This is a genomic window from Streptomyces sp. NPDC040405, from assembly GCF_055595765.1.
Window position 1 is genome coordinate 20,785 of sequence record NZ_JBVIVI010000021.1, and the last position, 20,093, is coordinate 40,877.

Annotated in this window: 22 protein-coding genes; 15 read left to right on the forward strand and 7 right to left on the reverse strand. The window is 69.9% G+C overall.

The window, feature by feature from the left end; genetic code table 11:
- The first annotated feature begins 30 nt into the window (after positions 1 to 30).
- Together ACZ59A_RS42390 and ACZ59A_RS42395 are read left to right on the forward strand one after the other, a co-directional pair.
- On the forward strand, positions 31 to 1,338 hold the full coding sequence (locus ACZ59A_RS42390) for a hypothetical protein (protein WP_470970540.1): 1,308 nt from the start codon (positions 31 to 33) through the stop codon (positions 1,336 to 1,338).
- A complete protein-coding gene (locus tag ACZ59A_RS42395; protein WP_470970542.1) occupies positions 1,335 to 1,934 on the forward strand; it encodes a GNAT family N-acetyltransferase in 600 nt (199 codons plus the stop codon). Before ACZ59A_RS42390 ends, ACZ59A_RS42395 begins: the two co-directional genes overlap by 4 nt.
- A gap of 84 nt (positions 1,935 to 2,018) precedes the next feature.
- Here the strand turns inward: ACZ59A_RS42395 and ACZ59A_RS42400 are convergent, their stop codons facing one another.
- The 4 genes from ACZ59A_RS42400 to ACZ59A_RS42415 form a co-directional block, all read right to left on the reverse strand.
- A complete protein-coding gene (locus ACZ59A_RS42400; RefSeq protein WP_470970545.1) occupies positions 2,019 to 2,657 on the reverse strand; it encodes a hypothetical protein in 639 nt (212 codons plus the stop codon).
- A 571-nt stretch (positions 2,658 to 3,228) separates the two neighbouring features.
- Entirely contained in the window at positions 3,229 to 3,621 is a 393-nt protein-coding gene (locus tag ACZ59A_RS42405; protein ID WP_470970547.1) for a DUF6083 domain-containing protein, read from the reverse strand.
- 707 nt (positions 3,622 to 4,328) lie between these two features.
- Positions 4,329 to 4,487, reverse strand: a complete 159-nt coding sequence (locus ACZ59A_RS42410; protein ID WP_470970549.1) for a hypothetical protein — start codon at positions 4,485 to 4,487, stop codon at positions 4,329 to 4,331.
- 94 nt (positions 4,488 to 4,581) lie between these two features.
- Positions 4,582 to 5,058: a hypothetical protein gene (locus ACZ59A_RS42415; RefSeq protein ID WP_470970552.1), complete on the reverse strand. Its 477-nt coding sequence runs from the start codon at positions 5,056 to 5,058 to the stop codon at positions 4,582 to 4,584.
- 24 nt (positions 5,059 to 5,082) lie between these two features.
- Between ACZ59A_RS42415 and ACZ59A_RS42420 the strand changes: the two genes are divergently transcribed.
- On the forward strand, positions 5,083 to 5,553 hold the full coding sequence (locus tag ACZ59A_RS42420; RefSeq protein ID WP_470970554.1) for a DUF6233 domain-containing protein: 471 nt from the start codon (positions 5,083 to 5,085) through the stop codon (positions 5,551 to 5,553).
- A 92-nt stretch (positions 5,554 to 5,645) separates the two neighbouring features.
- Here ACZ59A_RS42420 and ACZ59A_RS42425 read toward each other — a convergent pair whose 3' ends face one another.
- From ACZ59A_RS42425 to ACZ59A_RS42435, 3 genes are all read right to left on the reverse strand, one after another.
- Positions 5,646 to 8,066 carry a helix-turn-helix domain-containing protein gene (locus ACZ59A_RS42425; RefSeq protein ID WP_470970556.1) on the reverse strand — a complete coding sequence of 807 codons (2,421 nt, stop codon included), beginning with the start codon at positions 8,064 to 8,066 and terminating at the stop codon, positions 5,646 to 5,648.
- An 838-nt stretch (positions 8,067 to 8,904) separates the two neighbouring features.
- Positions 8,905 to 9,561, reverse strand: a complete 657-nt coding sequence (locus tag ACZ59A_RS42430; RefSeq protein WP_470970559.1) for a GNAT family N-acetyltransferase — start codon at positions 9,559 to 9,561, stop codon at positions 8,905 to 8,907.
- A 2-nt stretch (positions 9,562 to 9,563) separates the two neighbouring features.
- Positions 9,564 to 10,337 (reverse strand): GntR family transcriptional regulator, encoded by a 774-nt coding sequence (locus ACZ59A_RS42435; RefSeq protein ID WP_470970561.1) that lies wholly within the window; start codon positions 10,335 to 10,337, stop codon positions 9,564 to 9,566.
- A 433-nt stretch (positions 10,338 to 10,770) separates the two neighbouring features.
- Here ACZ59A_RS42435 and ACZ59A_RS42440 point away from each other — a divergent pair, with 433 nt between their 5' ends.
- The 12 genes from ACZ59A_RS42440 (at position 10,771) to ACZ59A_RS42495 (ending at position 20,091) form a co-directional block, all read left to right on the forward strand.
- Entirely contained in the window at positions 10,771 to 11,556 is a 786-nt protein-coding gene (locus ACZ59A_RS42440) for a hypothetical protein (RefSeq protein ID WP_470970564.1), read from the forward strand.
- Positions 11,557 to 11,700: 144 nt separating this feature from the next.
- On the forward strand, positions 11,701 to 12,147 hold the full coding sequence (locus tag ACZ59A_RS42445; RefSeq protein WP_470970566.1) for an RNA polymerase sigma factor: 447 nt from the start codon (positions 11,701 to 11,703) through the stop codon (positions 12,145 to 12,147).
- Between the two features lie 326 nt (positions 12,148 to 12,473).
- A complete protein-coding gene (locus ACZ59A_RS42450) occupies positions 12,474 to 12,848 on the forward strand; it encodes an ATP-binding protein (RefSeq protein ID WP_470970569.1) in 375 nt (124 codons plus the stop codon).
- The gene (locus ACZ59A_RS42455; RefSeq protein WP_470970571.1) at positions 12,845 to 13,003 is read left to right on the forward strand and encodes a hypothetical protein; all 159 of its coding nucleotides are present in this window, start codon (positions 12,845 to 12,847) and stop codon (positions 13,001 to 13,003) included. The genes ACZ59A_RS42450 and ACZ59A_RS42455 overlap by 4 nt, the downstream gene beginning before the upstream one ends.
- Positions 13,004 to 13,206: 203 nt before the next feature.
- Positions 13,207 to 13,491, forward strand: a complete 285-nt coding sequence (locus ACZ59A_RS42460) for a hypothetical protein (protein WP_470970573.1) — start codon at positions 13,207 to 13,209, stop codon at positions 13,489 to 13,491.
- A gap of 147 nt (positions 13,492 to 13,638) precedes the next feature.
- On the forward strand, positions 13,639 to 13,785 hold the full coding sequence (locus ACZ59A_RS42465) for a hypothetical protein (protein WP_470970576.1): 147 nt from the start codon (positions 13,639 to 13,641) through the stop codon (positions 13,783 to 13,785).
- A gap of 239 nt (positions 13,786 to 14,024) precedes the next feature.
- Positions 14,025 to 14,270, forward strand: coding sequence for a hypothetical protein (locus tag ACZ59A_RS42470; protein WP_470970578.1), 246 nt, complete (start codon positions 14,025 to 14,027; stop codon positions 14,268 to 14,270).
- 106 nt (positions 14,271 to 14,376) lie between these two features.
- Positions 14,377 to 14,955, forward strand: a complete 579-nt coding sequence (locus ACZ59A_RS42475; RefSeq protein ID WP_470970580.1) for a DUF6197 family protein — start codon at positions 14,377 to 14,379, stop codon at positions 14,953 to 14,955.
- 150 nt (positions 14,956 to 15,105) lie between these two features.
- Positions 15,106 to 17,157, forward strand: coding sequence for a hypothetical protein (locus ACZ59A_RS42480; RefSeq protein WP_470970583.1), 2,052 nt, complete (start codon positions 15,106 to 15,108; stop codon positions 17,155 to 17,157).
- Positions 17,158 to 17,278: 121 nt separating this feature from the next.
- Positions 17,279 to 17,749, forward strand: coding sequence for a hypothetical protein (locus ACZ59A_RS42485; protein ID WP_470970585.1), 471 nt, complete (start codon positions 17,279 to 17,281; stop codon positions 17,747 to 17,749).
- Entirely contained in the window at positions 17,749 to 17,952 is a 204-nt protein-coding gene (locus ACZ59A_RS42490) for a hypothetical protein (RefSeq protein ID WP_470970587.1), read from the forward strand. The genes ACZ59A_RS42485 and ACZ59A_RS42490 overlap by 1 nt, the downstream gene beginning before the upstream one ends.
- A gap of 336 nt (positions 17,953 to 18,288) precedes the next feature.
- The gene (locus ACZ59A_RS42495; protein WP_470970590.1) at positions 18,289 to 20,091 is read left to right on the forward strand and encodes a hypothetical protein; all 1,803 of its coding nucleotides are present in this window, start codon (positions 18,289 to 18,291) and stop codon (positions 20,089 to 20,091) included.
- The last annotated feature ends 2 nt before the right edge of the window (positions 20,092 to 20,093 follow it).

The window sequence follows — 20,093 nt, forward strand, 5'->3', positions numbered from 1 at the left end:
TCTCCCACCTCGCGGACTCCGGAGCCCGGCATGGCCGACCACCGCAACGCCATCCCCAACCCCGTGCTGCGCCAGGTGCGCGTGGACGAATTCCAGATGAGCCGTATGGAGTTCGCCGCAAAGGTACGCAAGACCGGCAAGGAGCTGGGCGAGCCCGTCGGGTGCCAGGCCCGGTTAGTGGCGGCCTGGGAAGACGGGGAGGTCGGTTGTCCCCGTGGCGTGTACCGGCGGATCCTGACCCGGATGACCGGCCGCAGCATGGCCCAACTGGGCTTCCGCACCGGCCCGACTGCGGCCAGCGCGACATGCGAGCTGCGGGAGGAGAGTGATTCGGTGGAACGGCGCCACTTCCTGCGCGACGGGGCAGGCGTCGTCCTGGGGCTTCCGATCGGCACCGACGAGAAGGCCCCGGGGAAGATCGGCGCGACCCAGGTGCGAGCCGTCACCAAGGCCGTGGCCACCCTGTACGAGAAGGACCACGACCACGGCTCGGCGACGGTACGCCAGGAGGCATCCCGAGCACTGCACACCGCCTACCAGTGGCTGCAGAACGGCACCTACACCACGAAGACCGAGACGAAGCTGCGCTCGGCGGTCGGCGCGCTGTCGATCGCGGCCGGGTGGCTGTCCTACGACTCCGGCCGCGCGGGAGATGCCCACTCGCTGTACGGCGAGGCCCTCGCCGCCGCGCGCATCGCGGACGATCCGGAGCTGGAAGCGCACGCGTTCAGCTGCCTGAGCCTGCTGGCCAAGGCCCAGGGACGGCCGCGCGAAGCAATCGCAGCCGCACAGGGTGCGCAGACCGTCGCCCGTAACCTCGGCTCCCCGCGCCTGCTGAGCCTGTTCCACATGCGCGAGGCCGGCGGCTGGGCACTGTCGGGCGACGCCAGCGCGACCGACCGGGCGATCGTGAAGGCCCACCACCACTACGCCCAAGGCCCCACCGACGCCGATCCGCCGTGGCTCGGCTTCTACGCCCCTGGTGAACTGGCCGGGCTGGAGTCCCTGGCCCGCGCAGATCTCGGTCAGCACGAACGCGCCGCCGCGGGCGCCGAACAAGCCGTCCTGCTGCACGGCGGGGCGTTCGCGAGGAACTCCGCTCTGTACACGGCCGACATCGCCATCCAACATGCGGTGAGGGACCAGCCCGAGCCGGAGGCCGCCGCCGAAGCCGCGGGCAAGGTCCTGGCGTTCCTCCCCGAGGTGCGTTCCGACCGGCTGCTGCAGTCGCTGCACGACGTCGCGGGCGCACTCCAGCGACACAACCGAGTGCCCGCGGTTGCCGACTGGATCGAGGAGTACCGCTCCATCACCGCCATCGAAGGAGGACGGGCGTGACCCCCAGCACCCGCACAGACGTCGTGATCCGCACCTACGGACCCGGCCAGGTCGCGCCGCTGGTCGACACGATCGCCGACATCTGGGCGGATGCTCACCCGGAGATCGTGGACACCCCAGGCGCCGCCACCGACGGCCTGTCCGTGCCCGCGCTGCGCCGCCAGGTCCTCGGACACGTCCGCCACCACCAGGAGGGCTTCACCCTGGTCGCCGCGTACGCGCACGGCTCGATGATCGGCTTCGGATACGCCTTCCCCTGCACGCCGGAGTACTGGTACGGCCCGGAGCTGCTGCCGCAGATCCCCGAAAACGTCCGCGCCGGCCGCCTCATGGGACTGTGTGAACTCGCCGTCACCCCAGCCTGGCAGAGCCAGGGCATCGGCACCCGCCTGCACGCCGCGCTCCTCACGGCCATCAACCCCGAGTGGGCGTCCCTGCTGGTACGCCCCGACAACACCACGGGGCGCGCACTGTACGACCGGCTCGGCTACCGGTACACGGGCCCGTACCGCAACGAACCAGGCGGGCAGGTCTACGACCTGCTGCTCCTCCAGGTCGACGGCGAGCACGTCCCACAGGCCAGCGGAGACCGCTGACAACGCTCATGCACGCCCTGCTGCTCGACCTCCCCCAGCCCTGATCGGTCTGTCACGGGTGGGGGGGGCACAAAATCCCAGGGCTCAGCGTCGGCGCCATTCTTCGCCACTGAAGACCCGGTAGAGGAACTTGCGCTCGACTCCCAAGCGGCTGGCGATGGCGGTGACCTGGCGTTCCTTTTGCAGGTGGGGCTGGGCGTCCCGCATGACATCGCCCAGCTTGGCCAGAGCGACGGCGGAACGGATGTCTGCTGCCGCCCGGTGCAGGTGGGCCTTGGCGATCTCGTCTTCGATGTTGTTGCCGGTGTAGACGGGACCTTCGGCCATCTCGCCGAGGCGGTTGGCAAGCGTCAGGTGCGCTGAGTCCCAGTCCTCGTGTTCGCTGTGGTGCGGGTGTCCGGCCTGGATCCAGGTTGCTGCCCAGCGGGTGCCGTCGCTGCTGGCGGCGACGGCCGCCTGGTTGTGGTCGTCCCACTGGATACGGGTCGTTGCAGCTTCGAGAACCGCTTCGGCGACCGCGAGGTGGAGTGCGTGTTCGCCCTCCGTCATGAGCGGGTGGACCGTGGCCGTGGGCGTCTTGGACCAAATCAGGAAGACCCAGCCGTCCAGGTGGTTGCGCAGCTCATAGACAACGCCGTCCCACTGAAAGGACGTCACCACCTTGGCGTCGTCCAGGTCGGCGATCTCGTCCGGCCGGTAGGTGGTGTCGAAGTCGAGCGGCATTGAGACTCCTCATCTCGATGTGGGTACTAAAGTACCCACATCGATCGGGAAGTGTCTACCTAGGTACCCGTTTGGGGTGTCTCGATGGCCCGTTCATGGAGGGGCTGGTTACGCCCGCCGTGCCTCCTCCCCCGCGACCGCCGTACGGCGCAGCAGGGCCAGAGCTGACCGCCGGTACTCGGATGCCGCCGGGCGGGCTGAACCGCTACGAGGTAGAGCGGGAGACCAAGCGCGCCGCACGCCATCCGGATGAGCCGGCGGAGTAGAACTCACATCTGCGGTCGACGCCATGATGACCGACGCGGCCCGGACGACCGCTCGTGGCCAGGCGGTGCCCCACACAAGAGGCAGGCCCTCGTACACCTGCCCCTGTACCGGCCGCTGGCGGGCTACGCCTCCAGGTAGGCCACAACCACCCCTGCTGCGCGCTACCCGCGCCACGCGTCACCTGACGCGGCCGCGCCACGCCGCTGCGGTTGTCCCGAGCCGGCCAGGACAGCTGGGTCGGAGAGAGTGGACAACATATGCCCGGCCCCAGCACCGGTTTCCCGCGTGGTCCGGGTCCACAAGATCAATCGTCGAAGGGGTCGTCCATGTAGTCGGGCTCGGTCGCGCGTCGAAGGCGCTTCTGGTTGAGGGCCCGACGGCCGAGCAGAGAGAGCGGCACGGCGGCTTGCGGGACACGCGGACAGACCGCGGCGTGGGCGACCTGGCACACCATGCTGGGATCGGTGACATCGGAGAGGCGACGAGCGAGGTGGGCGGTGACGATCCATCGGTGGGGCTCGGGTACGTCACTCGCCCTCAACGGAGCAGCCGGATCGTTGCTTTCCAGCAAGATCTGGGCACCATGCTGGGTGGTCCACAGCTCACCAGGAAGCCCGCATGAGAGGCACAGCGGAGTCTCCCCTACGGGGGATGCAGATGTCGAGGCGGTGCTGGCGGCGATGTCGGTGCTGGACATGGCATTCCTCCAAGGGACGGTAGGTGGGAGTTCGATGCGGCCTGGGCAACGGGAATGGGCCAGGGACGGGATTCGTGCGTGATGAGGACGCGGGCACGCGAACGCCCCCGCCACATGGGCGGGGGCGTTCGGGGGAAGACAGTGACGCCAAGCCGCGGCCCGGGGCCGTGACCGAGCGGTAGGTCCGCGAGGCTGAGCGGCCCTCTGAGGGCTGCGGTCGGGCTTCACCTGTTGGGGTTCATCAGAAGCCTCCAGACGGGGCCGAGCCCGGGCATGCGAAAGGCCCCGTTCGCGTGCGAACGGGGCCTCGGGAACGGCCTGTCTGCCTCAACGCGGCAGGGCAACAAAAAGGCGAAGGTCACTAACCTTCGCCTCACACTCTTCGCGTATCCACTTTGCGCACGCGTCACGTGCCGACCATTCCGTGCCCCAGGATCAAGCCCGATCGTCAGGATATGACGGGACGACAAAGGCCACCGTTCTTTGAACAGTGGCCCCGCACAACGCGGACAGCGTAGCGGATTTTATGCCCACTCATCCAGAGGTAGACGCCACCCGTCTGTCGTGCCTTGGGGGCCTGATCGCGGCCAGGGCAACTGCCGCAGTGGAGCGTCCTGTCCGCGAGCGCCGAGGGGCTGGTCACAGAAACGCCCCGTACGCCTGCCGCGCCTCCGCGGCCGCCAGCGCCCCCTCGGTGTCAGGGACGGTCAGTACAGCTGGACGCGGGTGAGGACGATGTACGGCGGGTCGGCGTCAGCGACAATGACGTACTCCGCGACGCCGAGTACTCCGTCCCGGCCGAGCGGCATGCGTCTCTGCTGGGGCCACTTCACCGAAGCGGTGCTGCCCGGCACCATGCCCCGCATCTGGTTGATCTGAACAGTCGCCGCGATGATCGCCCCGAAGACCTCACCCGGCAGCGATAAGTCGGCCAGCAGCCCATCGACCTCTTCGGACAGTTCACAAGGCCAGCCTTCCGGCTCCTGGCCCTCCAGCTAACTCAACGGGCCGCCCGGCCGCTTCGCGGCACGCGATGGCCGCCGCGACACTCTTCGTGGGCAAGGTGCCGTTCAGCGCAGACTCGGTGAACCGGTCGCCGACCGGATCGGTGTCCAGCATCGCCTCGCACCACCACCGTCGCAGAACCCACTCCGAAGCCTCCGGCGCGGCCGCCAGAAGCTCGCGGTAGAACTCCATCCGCCGCTCACCGTCGAGCGCGGCCGCGATGCCCTCCGCGTTACGCGGCACCCGGTCCGGCTCCGAAACGTGCGAGTGAATCGGCTGTGCACTCATGCTGGCCCCTTCCATCTGCCCAGAGTCTGCCGCGCCCAGGACTGCCCCGTCGACCGGATCGGCGTTGCGGTGGCATTCCGCGGGCATGCGGCCGGCCTTCTCCGCCCGTGCCCGTGCTCGCTTCTCGGTATCGGTCGCGGCCACCTCAGTCGAACTAGAATCCGAATTATGGACGTGGAGGAGTGGCGCGCGAGAGCCGGGCCGTGGGCCCGCGCCCGGTTGCCGGACGACCAGGAGCTGGATGTCGTCCTCACCCAGTGGACGCGCACCAGGGATGGCATCTGGTGGGCGGAATGCGAGGCGATCCTGCCCGCTCGCTACGAGCATGCCGACGGCCGCACCCGAACCACCGGGGCACCCACCCCGATCAGCGTCCCCAGTGAGCGAATCACCCCGATCCCCGGCGAGGACTACACGCTGGTGCCGACTGACGGGGCGGTCGTGGGGCGGCAGTGGGTGGTGGAGAAGCTCCACCAGTACGCCGATGACGATCCGTCCCGCCGCCTGCACCGCCGCGACTGCTGGCAGGTCAAGGGCGAGCACGAGCGCATCACCACCGAAGACGCCATGGGGCGGCTCGCCCGGCGGGCCATCGCGGTGTGCGATGTGTGCCGCCCCGATCGGGCTCTGCGTTGCTGACCGCCAGAGGGCCTCGGAGGGCTGGGCGCCCGCGCTCAGGGTGGCGCGGCCGGCCGCGATTCCATACGCCCTCTGGCCCTGTGCCGTCCTGATCATGCCGCCCGCCCCCGCCCCCGGCCGCGGCCGCGTACCTCACGGTTGATCCGCGCCTGCTCACAGCCCAGGCACAACCCGCCGTCCGGGGTCACCCGCCGGACGTCCCGCCCGCAGCCAGCACAGACCGGGCCGTCGTCCGCGGGCTCAGCCGTCGTACGGGTCGCCGCTTCCAGCTCGGCGGTACGGGTGGCCAGCAGATGCTCCGCAGTCCGCTGCCGGGCCTCCTTGGCGACCTGCGCGGCCGCGGCCTTGGCCTCGTCCTTGGGGGTGTCGAGAGGTTGGTTACGCAGGGCCGTCCCGTACGCCCGCCGCGCCTCCTCCTCCGCGGCCGCCGTACGGCGCAGCAGGGCCAGAGCGGACCGCCGGTACTCGGATGCCGCCAGCTCGGCCCGGTTCCGGGCGAACACCGCGGCGAACACCCCGTTGAGGCCGCGTGCCTGCGCATCGGCCACCGCCTGGTCCAAGTCAGCTCGCACCGTGGCCTCGACGTCCTCGACCACGGCGGCGATGTCGGCCCGGTCGGCGAGATCGGCCCCGGCGGCGGCCGCGGTCCGCACCGCCTCACCGATAGCCGTCTCCACCGCCCGCCAGTCGCCGCACCGCCCGCACAGCCCCGCCGCCCGCGGCGCGCCGCAGTCCTGGCACGGCAGCGCCTTCCGGGCCTGCTCGGCGACGTCGGCCTCGGCCCGGGACCGCGCGGCATCGGCTTCCCGGGCAGCACGCCGGGCTTCCGCCCGCTCGTGCCGGACCGCCTCCCACTCGGCATCGGCCGCTGCGCGCTGGCGCAGCCGGTCCTCGGTCACCGTGCGCCGCTCGGCCGGCCTCGCACCGAGCATCTCCGCGTCGACCTCGGCGGCCACCTCCCGGCGTACCGCGCGCCGGTCGCCGACCAGGACCTCGCAGGACTCGCACGCCCCGCCGGTATCCATCCTCCGCCCCTCATCGCACCGCATGTCCGCACACGCCGACCGGCGGGGCAGTCCGCGACCGATCAGCCAGCCGACCGGATCGGCGACCGCCTCCGGCCCGCCCTGCGCGCTCAGCCGCCGAGTCAGCCGAGCCGCGACTACGGCATCAACTCCCCCCGGATTCACCACCGCAGCCACAGCCCCGCGCGCAACGCGAGCGGCCCTGATGACCGCGTGCCGGGCGCCACCGCGCTCCAGCCGCGCCCACAGCGCCGCCACCGGAGCCAAGACCACCTCAAGATCGCGAGGGAGCCGAGGGGGCACTCCCTCCCGCTGCTGGCCGCTGTGACCGGACGTCACCGATGCCAGCAGCCGCGCTGCGGGATCAGCCGACTTCGGCCCGTGGTCCTGGCCGGGGTCCTGGTTGTCACCGTGCTGATCGGAGGAAATTTTCGGCTGTTCCCCGCACAGCGGGCCACCCTCGCGCGCACGCGCGCAACCCGGCCGATCACAGCACCTCAACGCGGCGTTGCCGGAACAACACCACTCACCCGCACCAACAACACCGACACCAGCCCCAGAAGGGTGCTCAGAGTGAAGGGGGGGCGCAGCGTCGGGCTCTCCACCATCCGCGTCCTCTACAGGGGAGCCGTCCTTGACCTGCGACGTCTCCCGGCCCGCGGTGGCGTCATTGCCCCCTGGCGCAACACCGGGGTCTGAAAAATCAAGGTTCGGCACGCGAACGGGCTGCCCCTGCACAGCGGGCCCGGCGCCCTTGCCGTGCGCGGCCGCGACCGCCGGCACCACCAGGCGGCCACGATGATGCAGCCCCGAGACCGTTTGCCGACGCGGCCGCTCCACGACCCCGGCATCCTCCAGCCGCTGAAGTACGGACTCGGCCCCGGCGATCTCACACCCCAGCAGACGCGCCAGCGTCGCCGCCGCACGGCCGCGCCGCGGGCTGACCTTGCCCCCGCACAGCCGCACCCGCCCCGTCTCGGTCGCCTCCAGGACCAGCAGCAGCAGCGCCAGCCGATCCGTGCTGCCGCCCCGGCCCTTGCGCCCGGCCAGCAGCCCAGGCGGAGTATCCGGCCGACCGCGATGCCTCCAGCCCGGGCCGAACACGGCCTCGGCCAGCCGCAGGAACGTCGCCAACTCAGGCTGCGTCAACGCCAGCGGATGCCCCGCCTTCCCGCGCGCGGCCGACAGCGGCACGACCGTGCACTCCAGGCCCGTGTCCTCATTCCAGTCCCCCGTGGTCGTGTCCGTCTTGACCAGGCCAGCCTGGCGCAGCATCCGCAGGATCCGGCGCACACGCGACACCGACAGCCCCAGCCATCGAGCCAGCTCACCGGCCCGAATCCTCGCCACACCCGACTCCGCCGACGTCTTGGCAGCCAGCACCACGACCACCAACCGGGCCGAGTCTGGCACGCCCTCCAGCCCCGGTGCGTGCAGCAGCTCCTGCACCGCACGCCGCAGCCGTGAACGAGCATCAGACCCCAGCACCAGCGGATGACTGGGCCCGCGCCGAGGCGCCGGCCCCGCCTGGTCCGGCACGACCCGCAGCCGTGGCCGCGACCGGAACGCCCGCTCACTCGCAGCGGCCTCCGCCGCTGCGGCACTCACCGCTTTGCCCGAACGACCGCGCGCTCGGCGCAGCGGACCCCGGCGTCCGGGTGACGCACGGGAGTGGAGCAGGGTGTGATGTTCGTCTCGATTGACCAGCGCGTTCGCCGGTCGCGCCGGTAAAACCGGCGTACATGAGCCCGCCGAAGATGGCGAGCCGTGGATTTGTCGTGCAAGATGGTGCTGCCTCCCGCCACGCGGGCAGCAAAAAGGGAGCCGCCCACTGGGTGGATCTCGGTTCCTTGCCAGAACCTGAAAATCGAACCGTTCGATGCGGCGCCAACCGGTCGAACAATCCCTCCGCAGGCCGTACCGGGCCGTTGGAGATCAGAAGGGCGCTGGACCTTGGTGACGCCAATCACCAGGGGACCGAGCGGCCCGGGGCGGCTTGAAGACCCGAAGGGCGCCGCCCCTGAGAGCTACGTCATCCCGACCTCCTCCACCCCAGGGGTGCGTCCGGACGTCTGCGGAGACAACAAACACCCCGCCGAAGGGCCAGCCAACGCGCGCATGCGGCTGCTGGCACCACGGCGGGGTGCGGTGTGTCTGGGGGAGGGTAGCGGTACCCTGGTCCATGTCGATCATCCTCGTATGGCTATAAGGGTGTTCGGCAGGTCGTCGGGCCCCTATGGCAAAGGCCCCTCGACCACGGCCCCCTCTCGACTTGCTCAAGGTCGATGGGGCCACTTTTTTGTTTTTGATCAACGTCGGACACACCCTACTCCCCCGACGGAGCGTTAGAGGGGCCAGGGGCGGCCGTGTCGCCGGGGAGACGTTGACCGCAAGTTACTGTGAACGAGGGCTCAGTCGTCGTACCCAAGGACAGCGACTCCGCCTCACGCAGCGGGTTGTCCGGATACATGACGACTGAGGACGAGCGCTGAGCCATCCATCCCGACAGGCGATGCGGCGGCGCTTCCGTACGGACGTGCTCGAATCCTTCCCGCAGGTAGTAGCCCTGCAAGGCGGTGTTAGACCGCCAACAGTCCAACCTAATCCAGGGCCTATTGGCCTTGGCGGCAACCGCGCCGACCCAGTCGAGGATTCGGCCTCCAAGGTTCTGTCCGGACACTGCTCGCGATGTGATCAGCTTGGCCACGTACAAGGCAGACTCCGGGGAGTCCTCGAAAGTCCAGAAGTCCGTGTCGGGGTTCGCCAACGTTACGGTCCCCACGGCCTCGCCTGATTCGATGACGATCCAGGTGCGTCCGTTCTCGATGTCGATGCGCCACTTCTCCAGGGCACGATCCCGGAAGCCTGCAGTCCGCCACTGGTCGATACCGGCACGGGCGAGCCAGCGCTCTGCCTCGACGCGCAAGCGCATAAGTTCCATCTGGTCGGCTTGAGTGGCAAGACGCACGGCCTGCGTCGACATGGTCAAACCTCCATCTCGTAGACGAGCGTGTTGAGGTGACCCGGCGCCACGGTAACCATGACACGCACGGGGACGCCGTCCGCACCATAGCCAACGCGGGTGTGGCGCACGACGGGCGTCCCAACGCCTTCCGGAAGCTCAAGGCGCTCCGCCTCTGCGGGGGTAGTCGGGGGCCAAGAGCGAATTTCATCGCGTAGTCGGACCTGCGGATGCCCAATGTGGGCGAGGATGCCTCCGGGTCTGGTGACATCCTCTTCGCGCATCAGCTCTGTCTTCATAGCGATGTCTGTCGGGAACCAGCTGTCTGCGAGCTGGAACGGCTCACCATCAACTCGCCGGACGCGACGCCGGATCACCACAAAAGTGCCGGGGTCAACGTCGAGCCAACCAGCGATGTCGGCGGGCGCTGGTTCGACGGTGACCTTCGGACGGTCCTGAGTTGCTACGCGGCCCTGTTCCGTGGCCGCAGCCTTCCAGTCGTCGCGACCGCCAACCGGGTCATCCCGTCGACTCCCTCGCTCGAATTGGTGGAGATGCCACTCCAGGGGCCTCACCGAGCGTACGAAAACACCCTTGCCCTGGTGGGCCTCCAGCTGGCCGCTGGCCTTCAGTAGGGAGATGACCCGATAGATCGTCTTCTCTCCCACCTTGTACTGGGCAGCCAGGTCGCGTGTGCTCGGCAGTTGGTCGCCTGGGCGGAGCTCTCCCGACGCGACCTTCCCCAGCAGGTCATCCGCGATCTCGCGGGCAGGCGGTGACTTCTTACTCGGTGGCATGCGTTGGAGCCTAGCTCAGCTTCGGGCTAGAAGTCTTGATCGGGAGCGAAAACTTCGTGTCTGAAGTTTAGGTAGCCCGGAAGGGGGGTCCCTGGCACCCTGTCAAATCACCCTGAAGCCTCATCAAATCCCTTTCCCTACTTCGTGCCTGAAGTTGTTGACGTTCCGTCGGTGCCCAAGCTACGGTCTGTCTCGTTCGTACTTCAGGCACGAAGTTGGCGGCGAGCCACTAGCTCTGTGTCCACGTGCGAAGACAACCGCATAGCTCGTTCGCGTCCGAGGTGACGACCAGCAGGTCAAGAGATCCCTCACCGAACGGGAGCACCACCCCGCACCGCGATGCGGTGTCCACGCGCTCAGGGTCCGTACCTGCTCCCTGAGCTGCGGAGACTGCACCCGCTACCTCTTCCGAAGCGCCGTTCATGGAGATCGAATGAAGCCCAACCCGAAGCGCACCCCCCTGAAGGTCAGCTCGATCCCGAGTCACCACGCCCAGATCCGCGAAGGCGAGCGCAAGTCCATCGTGTGTCCCGACTGCTCCGAGTGGCACCCGGTCCGCCGCAGCATGGTCTGGCCGCACCGCATGGAGCGCACCGAGCGCGGTACGAACGCGCGCCGCTGCCCCGGGAGTGCTCGCCGCGTCGAGATCGATGTGGATCTCGCCACCTGGGGGCGCAAGGTCGCCGAGGCCGACGCCACCGTGACCGGGCGCCGCGGCAACCGGGTTAACCGCAAGCCGCGGCCCGCCGCACCGCCGCCGGTTAGCCGGATGGGTGAGGCGCCCAAGCCGCAGGCTGCGGCGCAGGATCAGTTCCGCCGGGCGTTCGCCGAGCATCAGGCGATGTGCCGGGTATGCCGCCTCGGTGATACCTGCCTGGCGGTCAAGGCGCTGCGCGACCGGTACCGAGCTGGCGACCACACCCTGATTTCCGAGCGGACCCGCGCCGCCCAGGCCGTTACCACCCACCGCGCCACCTGCGCCGTATGCAGCAGCGGGGCGCGATGCGAGACAGGCCGCGAGCTGGAGTTGCGGCACCTTCACACCGATGCCACCTGGACTCTGGCCCGGGAGCAGCGGGCGACCCGCGAGCGCGAGCAGATGCACACCGAACGCCAGGAGAGCGACAGGCGCGCACGTCAACGCGCTGCTGAGTGGCGCCGAGTCGAACGCTCGGTGCGCAGCACGGACCGCCTGCGCCGTCAGCAGGTCCAGATCTGATCTACCCCTGCGCTACCTGTCGCCGCCGACCTGCTGATCTGAAGGGTTCGGCGGCGGCAGGGGGTCAGCAGGACGACCTCACGATGACGGCCCCGGGATGTGCCCCGGGGCCGTTGTCGTTTGCCCAAGACACGGAGATCGACTATGACCACGACCGCACGCGCCCGCCGCTACTCGCAGACCGAGCAGGCGTTCATCGACTGCCAGGACGCGCTCTTGAGCTACATCACCAACCGCCTGCCGGCTGCCGACTGGCACCAGGCGGAAGACCTCGCCCAGGAGACCTGGATCCGTGCGCTCACTCAGCCCTACCGCAACCACGCCACCGCCACGGAAGGCGTTCCCGGCTGGATCGCCCACGAGGCACGCATCGTGCTGCGCCGCTTCGTCTCGCCCGTGCCCGCCAGCGATGCCGACTGGGAACAGCTGACCCAGGTGCTCGGAAACTCCACCGACTGGCCGGAGCACTGGCACCAGGTCCTCGTGGACGAGGGCCAGGCCGCGCTGCTGCGACTCGCAGTGCGGGAGATCCCTCCCACTCCGGCCGCTGTTTTTCGGCGCCCGCCGACGCCGGTCGTGGCGGCCGCCTAACCCGTACCAGCGACCACGGTCCTGGGCATCTCCGATCCTTCGGTGGATGTGTAGGACCGCGGCTGCTCGTCCGAGTAGTCGGCCAAAACGATGAAGGCCCCGGGCTCGCACCCCGGGGCCAAGTCGGTCGCCAACTCATCTGGAGGAACACGACCTTGAACACCATCATGACAGCTCCCCCGCCCCCTCGCGTACACGAGGGAGACAGTGACCCGAGCTTGCTGGAAGCGCTGCGCCGTGTCCGGCAAGCTCACCAGGAGCGGCCGCATCTTCCCACCGTTCCCGGGCTGCACTCCCAACACCGGGTCCGCGGCTTCGTCGCTCAGATGATCGCCAATGCGGAAACCCTCAGCGCCGTGCGGCGGTTAGTCGGCACGGTGCCGATGGCGTACGGCGCCGACCACGACACCGCCGAGACCGCGCAATTGGTGGTCTCCGAACTAGTCGGCAACGCCGTACGGGCCTGCGGCGACGGCACGGTGCTGGTAGTGGAGGCGAGCGCCACGGACACCGGTATCGAGGTGGCCGTGCACGACCCTCGCGGCGATCTGCTGCCGACCCGCCGGGAGACGGTGAGCGACGACGCGGAGTGCGGGCGCGGCCTGCAACTGCTCGACGTGCTCGCCCCCGGCTGGACCGTCGAGCCCTCCCCGCTCGGCAAGCAGATCCGTTGCCAGATCGAGGGGCGGTCCGGGCGATGAAGCGGCTGGGACGGTTAGTCGTCCGCGCGGCCATCCGCGCGGCCATCTTCTCGGCGGACATCTCGTCCGGGTCATGCGGCCAGTGCCATCAGCCGGTCCATGCGGTGGGCGGCGTCTACACCTGCCACAGCTGCGGCCACAACGGCTCCCTCTGATCGCGCACCGCGCTGCTCCTGGCCTCGGCCGGGGGCAGCGCCGCACCGAGCAGCCTGCGCTGCCCTGGTGCCCGCCCGCGCTGGCGGCCGCCAGGAGTGCGCAGGACGCACTGCCCCGCCCGGCGGGGCCCGATACGCAACGAACCCCCAGGGATGTCGCCCTGGGGGTTCTTTTCGCAGGTCAACCATCGAGAGGAATGACCGTGAACAGCATCGCAGCGCTGTCCGTGAGGTCCGTGAGGGATGAGATCGGCCCTCGTCGGCGCGGCGCCATTTACGCGAACCCCCAGGGGCGGTTCGAGGTCCTGGCGCTGATCACGGACCCGAGGAAGGCGTCCGCGCTCCTGGGCCGTGCCGCTGCGCGGTGGGCGGTGATCGTGCGCGACACGTGTCACCCCCAGGGCGAGCCGTACGCGATCGGCACGGCGTGGACCACCACCGACTACCTGATCCGCCCCGGCAAGAGCGCCTTCGCCAAGGCCGCCTGACGAGTCGCCACGGTCTGTCTCCGCTTCCCCGATCGAACCCGGAAGTGGAGACAGGCCGTGGCAGCTCGCCCGAGCAGCCACACGGCGACAGCCCCGGAACTCTGACCTTCCGGGGCTGTCTCAACAGGCCCTGATCTGGAGGAACCTGTGAGGAACACCATCGCACGACTGTCCGTCGTCGCCCAGGACCACGAACGCGCCGATCGCCCCCAAGGTCAGCAGCAGTCGCCGCCCCCGCCGCCGCCGAGGGAGCACCCAGAGCTGCCCACCCGGCTGCCCGGAGCCTCGCTGTGACCAGCTGCGGCAAACGCTCGCGGAGAGGAAACCGGGCCGCGCCCACATCGTGACCGTCACCGATATAGCCCGCGCCACGCAGGCGGCCGCCGCGCATGTGCTCGCCGCCCGAGGCCCGAGGAACCCGGCCGCCCTTGCCCTGCTGCTTGCCGCCGCCACGACGGCCGGCGCGGCCTGGGACGCAGGCCACCCCGTCACCGAGATCCACCTGCTTCGTACTTCGACTCCAAGGAGGCCCAATGGCCCGCATCACCGATGACCGTATGAAGGCTGAGGCCGACTACTTCGCCAACGTCGCCGCGCCCCGCGCGGACGCCGCGGCCGCCGACGGCGAGAGCGTCGCCGCCGACCCCTCCACCAGCGACTACACCCGAGCCTGTGCCGCCCGCGCCGCCGAGATCGCCCGTAGGGGCGCCGCCGAATACCGGCACATCGCCACCGAGCTTCGCGCAGGCGAAATCCCCGAGGGCCTGGACCTCTCCTGAACCTGTCGGTTGCCTCCTCCGCCCGTCCCGGTCCGCGTGGCCGGTACGGGCGGGGCCGAGGGGAGCCGGACAGCCCGGACCCAACGAACCGTGAGATGAGGCCCGTATGCCCAAGAAGACGATCGCTCCCGCTGTACCCACCGCCGCTGCGGTGTTCACCGATGAGGCGCTGAGCAAGGCGGCCGACCTCGCCACCAACTACTACCGGCCGGTGTGGACCGGCCCGTCCGGCGAGGAATCTTCCGGCGAGGCCATCGCTCACCACCTGGAGGCCACCGTCACCCTGCTCGACAAGGACGGCTGGATCCGCATCTACGACCACGGCAAGGACTGGTCGACCGGCACGGACCTCCCGGCCGACGACACGATGACGGTGAAGGCCATGCTCAAGTCCCTGCTGGGTATGGTCCGCGACGAGATCGGCACCGACCCGCGCCGGACCTTGCCCACCGCGCTGCGCCACATCGGTGAGGGTGGCGGCCACGGTGACACGGACACCGCCAACATCGCGTCCGTAGTCCTGGACCTGGTGATCCGGGCCCACACCGGATCGGAGACTGCTCTCGCCGCGCCGTGGTCGGAGCGGCTTACCCGTACCCACGCGGACATCACCGCCCTGCTCACCGCGGGCGCCCGGTTCGCCCGCACCTACGGGCCCGCCATCCGGGGCACGCAGGCCGCCTGATCCGCCCGCACCGCCTGCCCAACCCGGACGGCCGGGACGGGCGGTGAGGGTAGCCGGACAGATCGGATCCACTGCCCAACGCACATCGTGATCTCGAAGGCCCCGCACCCATCTGCCGGTGCGGGGCCGCTCTGTTGAAAGGAGGGCGGCGTGGCCGCTCGTACCGCCCGCAGGAAGCCCGCCGGACGGAAGAAGCCCGTGGCGGCCAAGTCCCCCAGCAACAAGCCGACCACCACCACCCCGGCGCCGGCCGCCGCCGAGCCGACTCCGGCGCCCGAACACACGGAGGCGGACCCGCGGATCGCGGACGCTCGGGATCGGGCCGCGGACATCATCGGCCTCGCCCGCGACAAGGCCGGTGTCCTGCAACACCAGGCCGAGACCGACGCCGCGCGCAGCGTCACCGACACCCACCGGCAGATCGAGGCCCTGATGGCCACGGCCCACACCCAGGCCGCCGACATCACCGCCCAGGCCGACCGGGACGCCGAGCAGCAGCGCGGAGTCGTCGCCCAGGAGCTGACCGAGGCGCGCGGCGAGGCCGACCAGCTGTTGGCCGACGCGCGTTCCCGCGCCGATGACCTGGTCACCGCGGCCCGGGCGCAGGTTGGCGAACTCACGGCTCTGGCCACCCAGGACAGCGATGCGACCCGCACGGCCGTCGCCGAGCTGCGTCGCATGGCCGAGGACGACCTGACCCAGATCAGCGACCTGGTCAAGCGCCGCCGCGAGGAGGCGGGAGAGATCCTGTCCCGCGCGCAGGAGCAGGCCGAGCAGCTGGTGGCCGCGGCGCAGACCGAGGTGGAGCAGGCCCGTACGCGGGCGGCCGGGCTCGCCGCCGCGGCCGCCGAGCAGTACGACGCCCGCCGCGCCGAGGGCGAACAGCTCTACGCCGACGCGGTGAAGGCGGCCGACGCCCGGCGCCGCGAGGCCGACCAGGCCGTGACCGCCGCCCATACCGAGGCGGAAGAGGCCCGGAGCGCCCTCCGCGTCGAGCTGCGCGACCTGAGGGAGCGGTTCGACACCGAGGCCGAGAAGAAGCGGAGTGAGCTGTCCGCGGAACTCGGCAAGCTCCAGCAGGAGCGCGACGGACAGCGGGAGCGGCTGCGCCGCGAGGCGAAGACCGTTGCGCAGGAGCTGCGGGAGGCGGCCGAGAAGGAAGCCGAACGCATCACCGGCGAGGCCGAGAAGAAGGCGAAGGGCATCGCCGAGCGGGCGCAAGCCGATGAAGCCCGTGCGACTCGGCTGCTGAACGAAGCCCGCCATGCGAAGCGGGCTACCTCCCGGCGGCGGGGCTGGCGTCAGAAGGTGTGGAAGGGAGCGCCGTGGGTGGCGCTGGCCGCCGGTGTCGGGCTCGCCGCCTCCGGTGAGTACGAACTGGCCCGCATGGTCGGCATCAACGAGTACGTCGCCCCGCTGCTGCCGGTGTCGATCGACGTCTACTGCGTCACCGCCTTCCGCGCCAAGCAGGACATCGGGTACGCGCTCGGACTGATGGCGTCGGCGAACGTGGTCTTCCACCTGTCCGAGCAGGCCCACCTCGTACCCGAGGGGCAGTCCGCGCCGTGGTGGCTGACCACCTTCGTCGTGTTGATCTTCGTCGCCGTCATCTGGCGCGTCCACTCCCTCATGCACGACACCGGTACGGACGGACACGGTGGTACGGACACTGCGACGGAGACGGACGGACGGACCAATGCGGCCGCCCGTACAACCCCGTCCGGTACGGACTCGTACGGCACGTCAGCCAGTACGCCACCCGCTCGTACGGAGCCTGTACGCGACACCCCGCACAACACCGCCTCGTCATCGGCGAATAAGGGTCTGACCAGCGCGTACAGCGACCGTACAAGCGGCGTACAAGCAGCCTCGGGCGGGGGGCCGCGTACTAGTACGGAGCGCCCCAGCCGTACCGGGACAGCGACCCCCGCGAGCCAGACGCGTACTAGTACGGTCACCGCTCGCACGACCCCGTCCGGCGACGCGCCCGCCGCCCGTACCAGTACGGCCAAGCCCGCTCGTACAGACGCCGAACTGCTCCCCGCCGTACAAGACCTGCCGCGCGAGGAAGACGGCTTCGTCAACATCAGCCGCGTCCGCACCCGGCTCCACGTCAACCAGGACCGCGCGGTGCGCCTGCTCAAGGACGCCGGCCTGCTGCGCCCCGCGGACGCGAACAAGTACCTCACCCAACCGAAGTGATGCGCCTGCGCACCGTCGTCCCGGTCCTGTACCGGGGCGGCGGTGCTGGTCGGATCCAGATCCAGCAACACGGCACCCCGGCGCAGCATCAGCGCCACCCCGCAGAGGAGTGAAAACCCTGATGAGCGACGAAAAGAAGCCGGGCAGGAAGGTGTGGACGCCCGACTTGCTCGCGGAAGGCCCTGAGAAGCGCCGCGTGTTCATCGAGCAGCGCCGACAGTTCCTCGCCCCCCTGCTCGCCGAGTCGAAGGCCCTACTCGCCGAGGTCGAGGCCGATCTGAACGAGGCCGACAAGCTGCCCGGCGACCTGCCGTTCCAGGCGAAACTGCGGGCGCACCACACGGTCCGGCCGCTCGCGAGGGTCGTCGCAGACCTTGAGGACGTGATCGTCCAGCTCACCGCGTACAGCGCGCGGTACCGGCGCAGCTACGAGGAACTGCCCGACAAGCGGGCCGCGAAGGAGGCCGAGCGGCAGCGCTTGAAGGAGCTGAAGGCCGGCGGCGGGCAGCCTCAGATCGAGGCGCCCGAGCCGAAAGCGGAACCCGCTCAGGACACGAACCCGTTCTTCGCGCACCTCAACAAGGGCGCGTGATGCCGGGCAAGGATCCCGCGCGGTCGAAGCGCCTCACGTTCGAGCTGTGGTCGCCCCGGATCAACAGGGCGACCACAGCTCGCGACCGCGTCGTCGTCCTGGTCGACGCGGCCCGGGCACACCTTCCCGACGACGATCCGATGTGGGCGGCGCTGGACGAACAGCTCGCCAAGTACCTGAAGGAGAAGGGCTTCGGCTCGTAACTCTCCGCGTTCAAAATCAACGTTCAAATCAAGGAATCCGGCCGCCCAGGCTGTCGCCACACGCGCGCGTCACGCGCGCGCGTACGCGAGCCCGGTCGTCACGTCAAGTAGCCGTGAGGAGAGCCCTCGATGACCGACGACGGTCGGGGTGCGGGCGTCGTCCCGCTCCCCGTGATCAACCTGTCGCCCCCCGGTAGCGATGTCCCGGACGACGGCGTACCGCCGCCGCTGGATGCCGGTGACCTTGCCCCGCCGCCCGACTTCTTCCTGCCGTTCCCGACCCCCGGTGACGGTGACGATTCGAGCAAGGTCGACCCGGATGACGTCGCCCCGCAGATGGTCGCCAATGCCTCAAGCGGAACCGGAACGCCTGCTCGCGCGACCGCCTCCATGGCGATGGTCACGATGGCGGCGATCGCCGTCGCGGCGCTGCGCGGTACATGGTCGGTGGCGAACTACCTGAAGGCGCGGCGCGAGCATCATGACTCTGTCGCCGACAAGGCGCGCGCGGCGGCCGACAAGCAGAAGGTCGCGAACGCGGCGGCCGGCGCGAAGAAGGGCGTCCAGTCCGGGCCCGAGTTCGGGCGCGGCGCGGCGGGCAAGGGCGGCGGCGGTCGCTCGGGCGGGTCCGGTACCAGCGGCGGTTCGGGGCGCGGCGCCTTCGGGCAGCAGCAGAAGCCCCGGAAGGGCGGCGGCCGAGGCAGCTCGGTGAACGGCTCGACCGGTGCCAGTGGTCGCGGCGCGGGACCGAAGGAACCGAAGGGGCCGAAGAACGGCTCGACCGGGGCCGGCGGCCGCAGCACGGGACCGAAGGGACCGAAGAACGGAACTACCAGTGGCGGCTCGGGCGCCTCGGGCAAGGGCTCGAAGGGCGCCGCCGGAGGCGGTACCGGATCGTCGGGCTCGGGCTCGGGCAAGGGCTCAACGAGCGGAGCGAAGAAGTCCTCGGGCACGCTCGGGAAGCTCGCGCTCGGCCGACAGCAGCGGAAGAACGACGAGGCGAAGGCTGGTCGACAGGCTGCCGCGGATCATCGGAAGGCTGACCTGGCCGACCGTGCGGCGGCCCGGAAGGACGCGGCAGCCGAGGCGGCCGATCGGCGCAAGCGCAAGGCCGAGAAGCGCAAGGCGAAGCGCGAGCGCGAGGCCGGAGGCACCGACCCGAAGGACCCGAAGAAGACCGGGACCGACAAGGACGGCACGAAGAAGGACGACGACTCGAAGGCGAAGGATCCGAAGGCCGACAAGGCCAAGCCTGACGAGAAGGTCGACCTCACGAAGAAGCCGAAGGCCAGCGACGGCACCGGGGGGAAGAGGGACGACGGCGAGAAGGTCGACCTCACGAAGAAGCCGAAGGCTGGCAGCTCGAAGGGCGGGACGCAGAAGAAGCCGAAGGCGCCGCGGAAGAAAGGGCCCCGCAGCTGGCGCCGGAAGCGGAAGGGGAGCACGACCGGACCGAAGCCGCGTCCCGGTCGGCGGCGCAGGAAGGGCCGCAGCACGAGTGACCCCGGGGCCATGCCCGGCGGCGACGGCGAGTGGCTGCGGCCCCCGCCCGGCTGGGACATGTCCTACTCGGTGAAGACCGAGATCATCCGGCCGCCCCGCCCGACGCCTCAGCCCAGGGGCATCACCACAGGGCCGAAGGGACTGCCCGTTGGCAGGTCCGGCGAGGTCACGCCCACCCGGTCCGTACCGAAAGAGAGTCCGATCGTCATGGGTACAGCCGTTGCAGTCGGCGAGGTCGGCGACACCCAGTTCGTTGACGCCGACCTGACCGTGTACGACCTGATCGAGTCCGATGAAGAGATGAGCGAGCAGATCCTTCAGGGCGTTGATCACATGAACCTCGTCGCCTCGAAGTGTGAAGGGCTGAAGTCCGGGCTCGAATCGCTGTACGCGATGTGCATCGAGAAGAAGGTGCCCGGTGTCCTCACGAAGTGGTGCATCCGCCTCATGGAGCGGGCCGGGAGTGTGCAGGACAAGGCCGAGGGGCTGCGTGATTCTCTGCCGCGCGCGTCCGAGGCGATCCTGACGGCACGGGACACGGCCATCGAGGCCGACAAGCTGCGCGCCGACCGGGTGAAAGATGCCGGGCACGTGGCACCGGCAGAGCGTGAGTACCACGACCGAAGCGGGGCCTGATC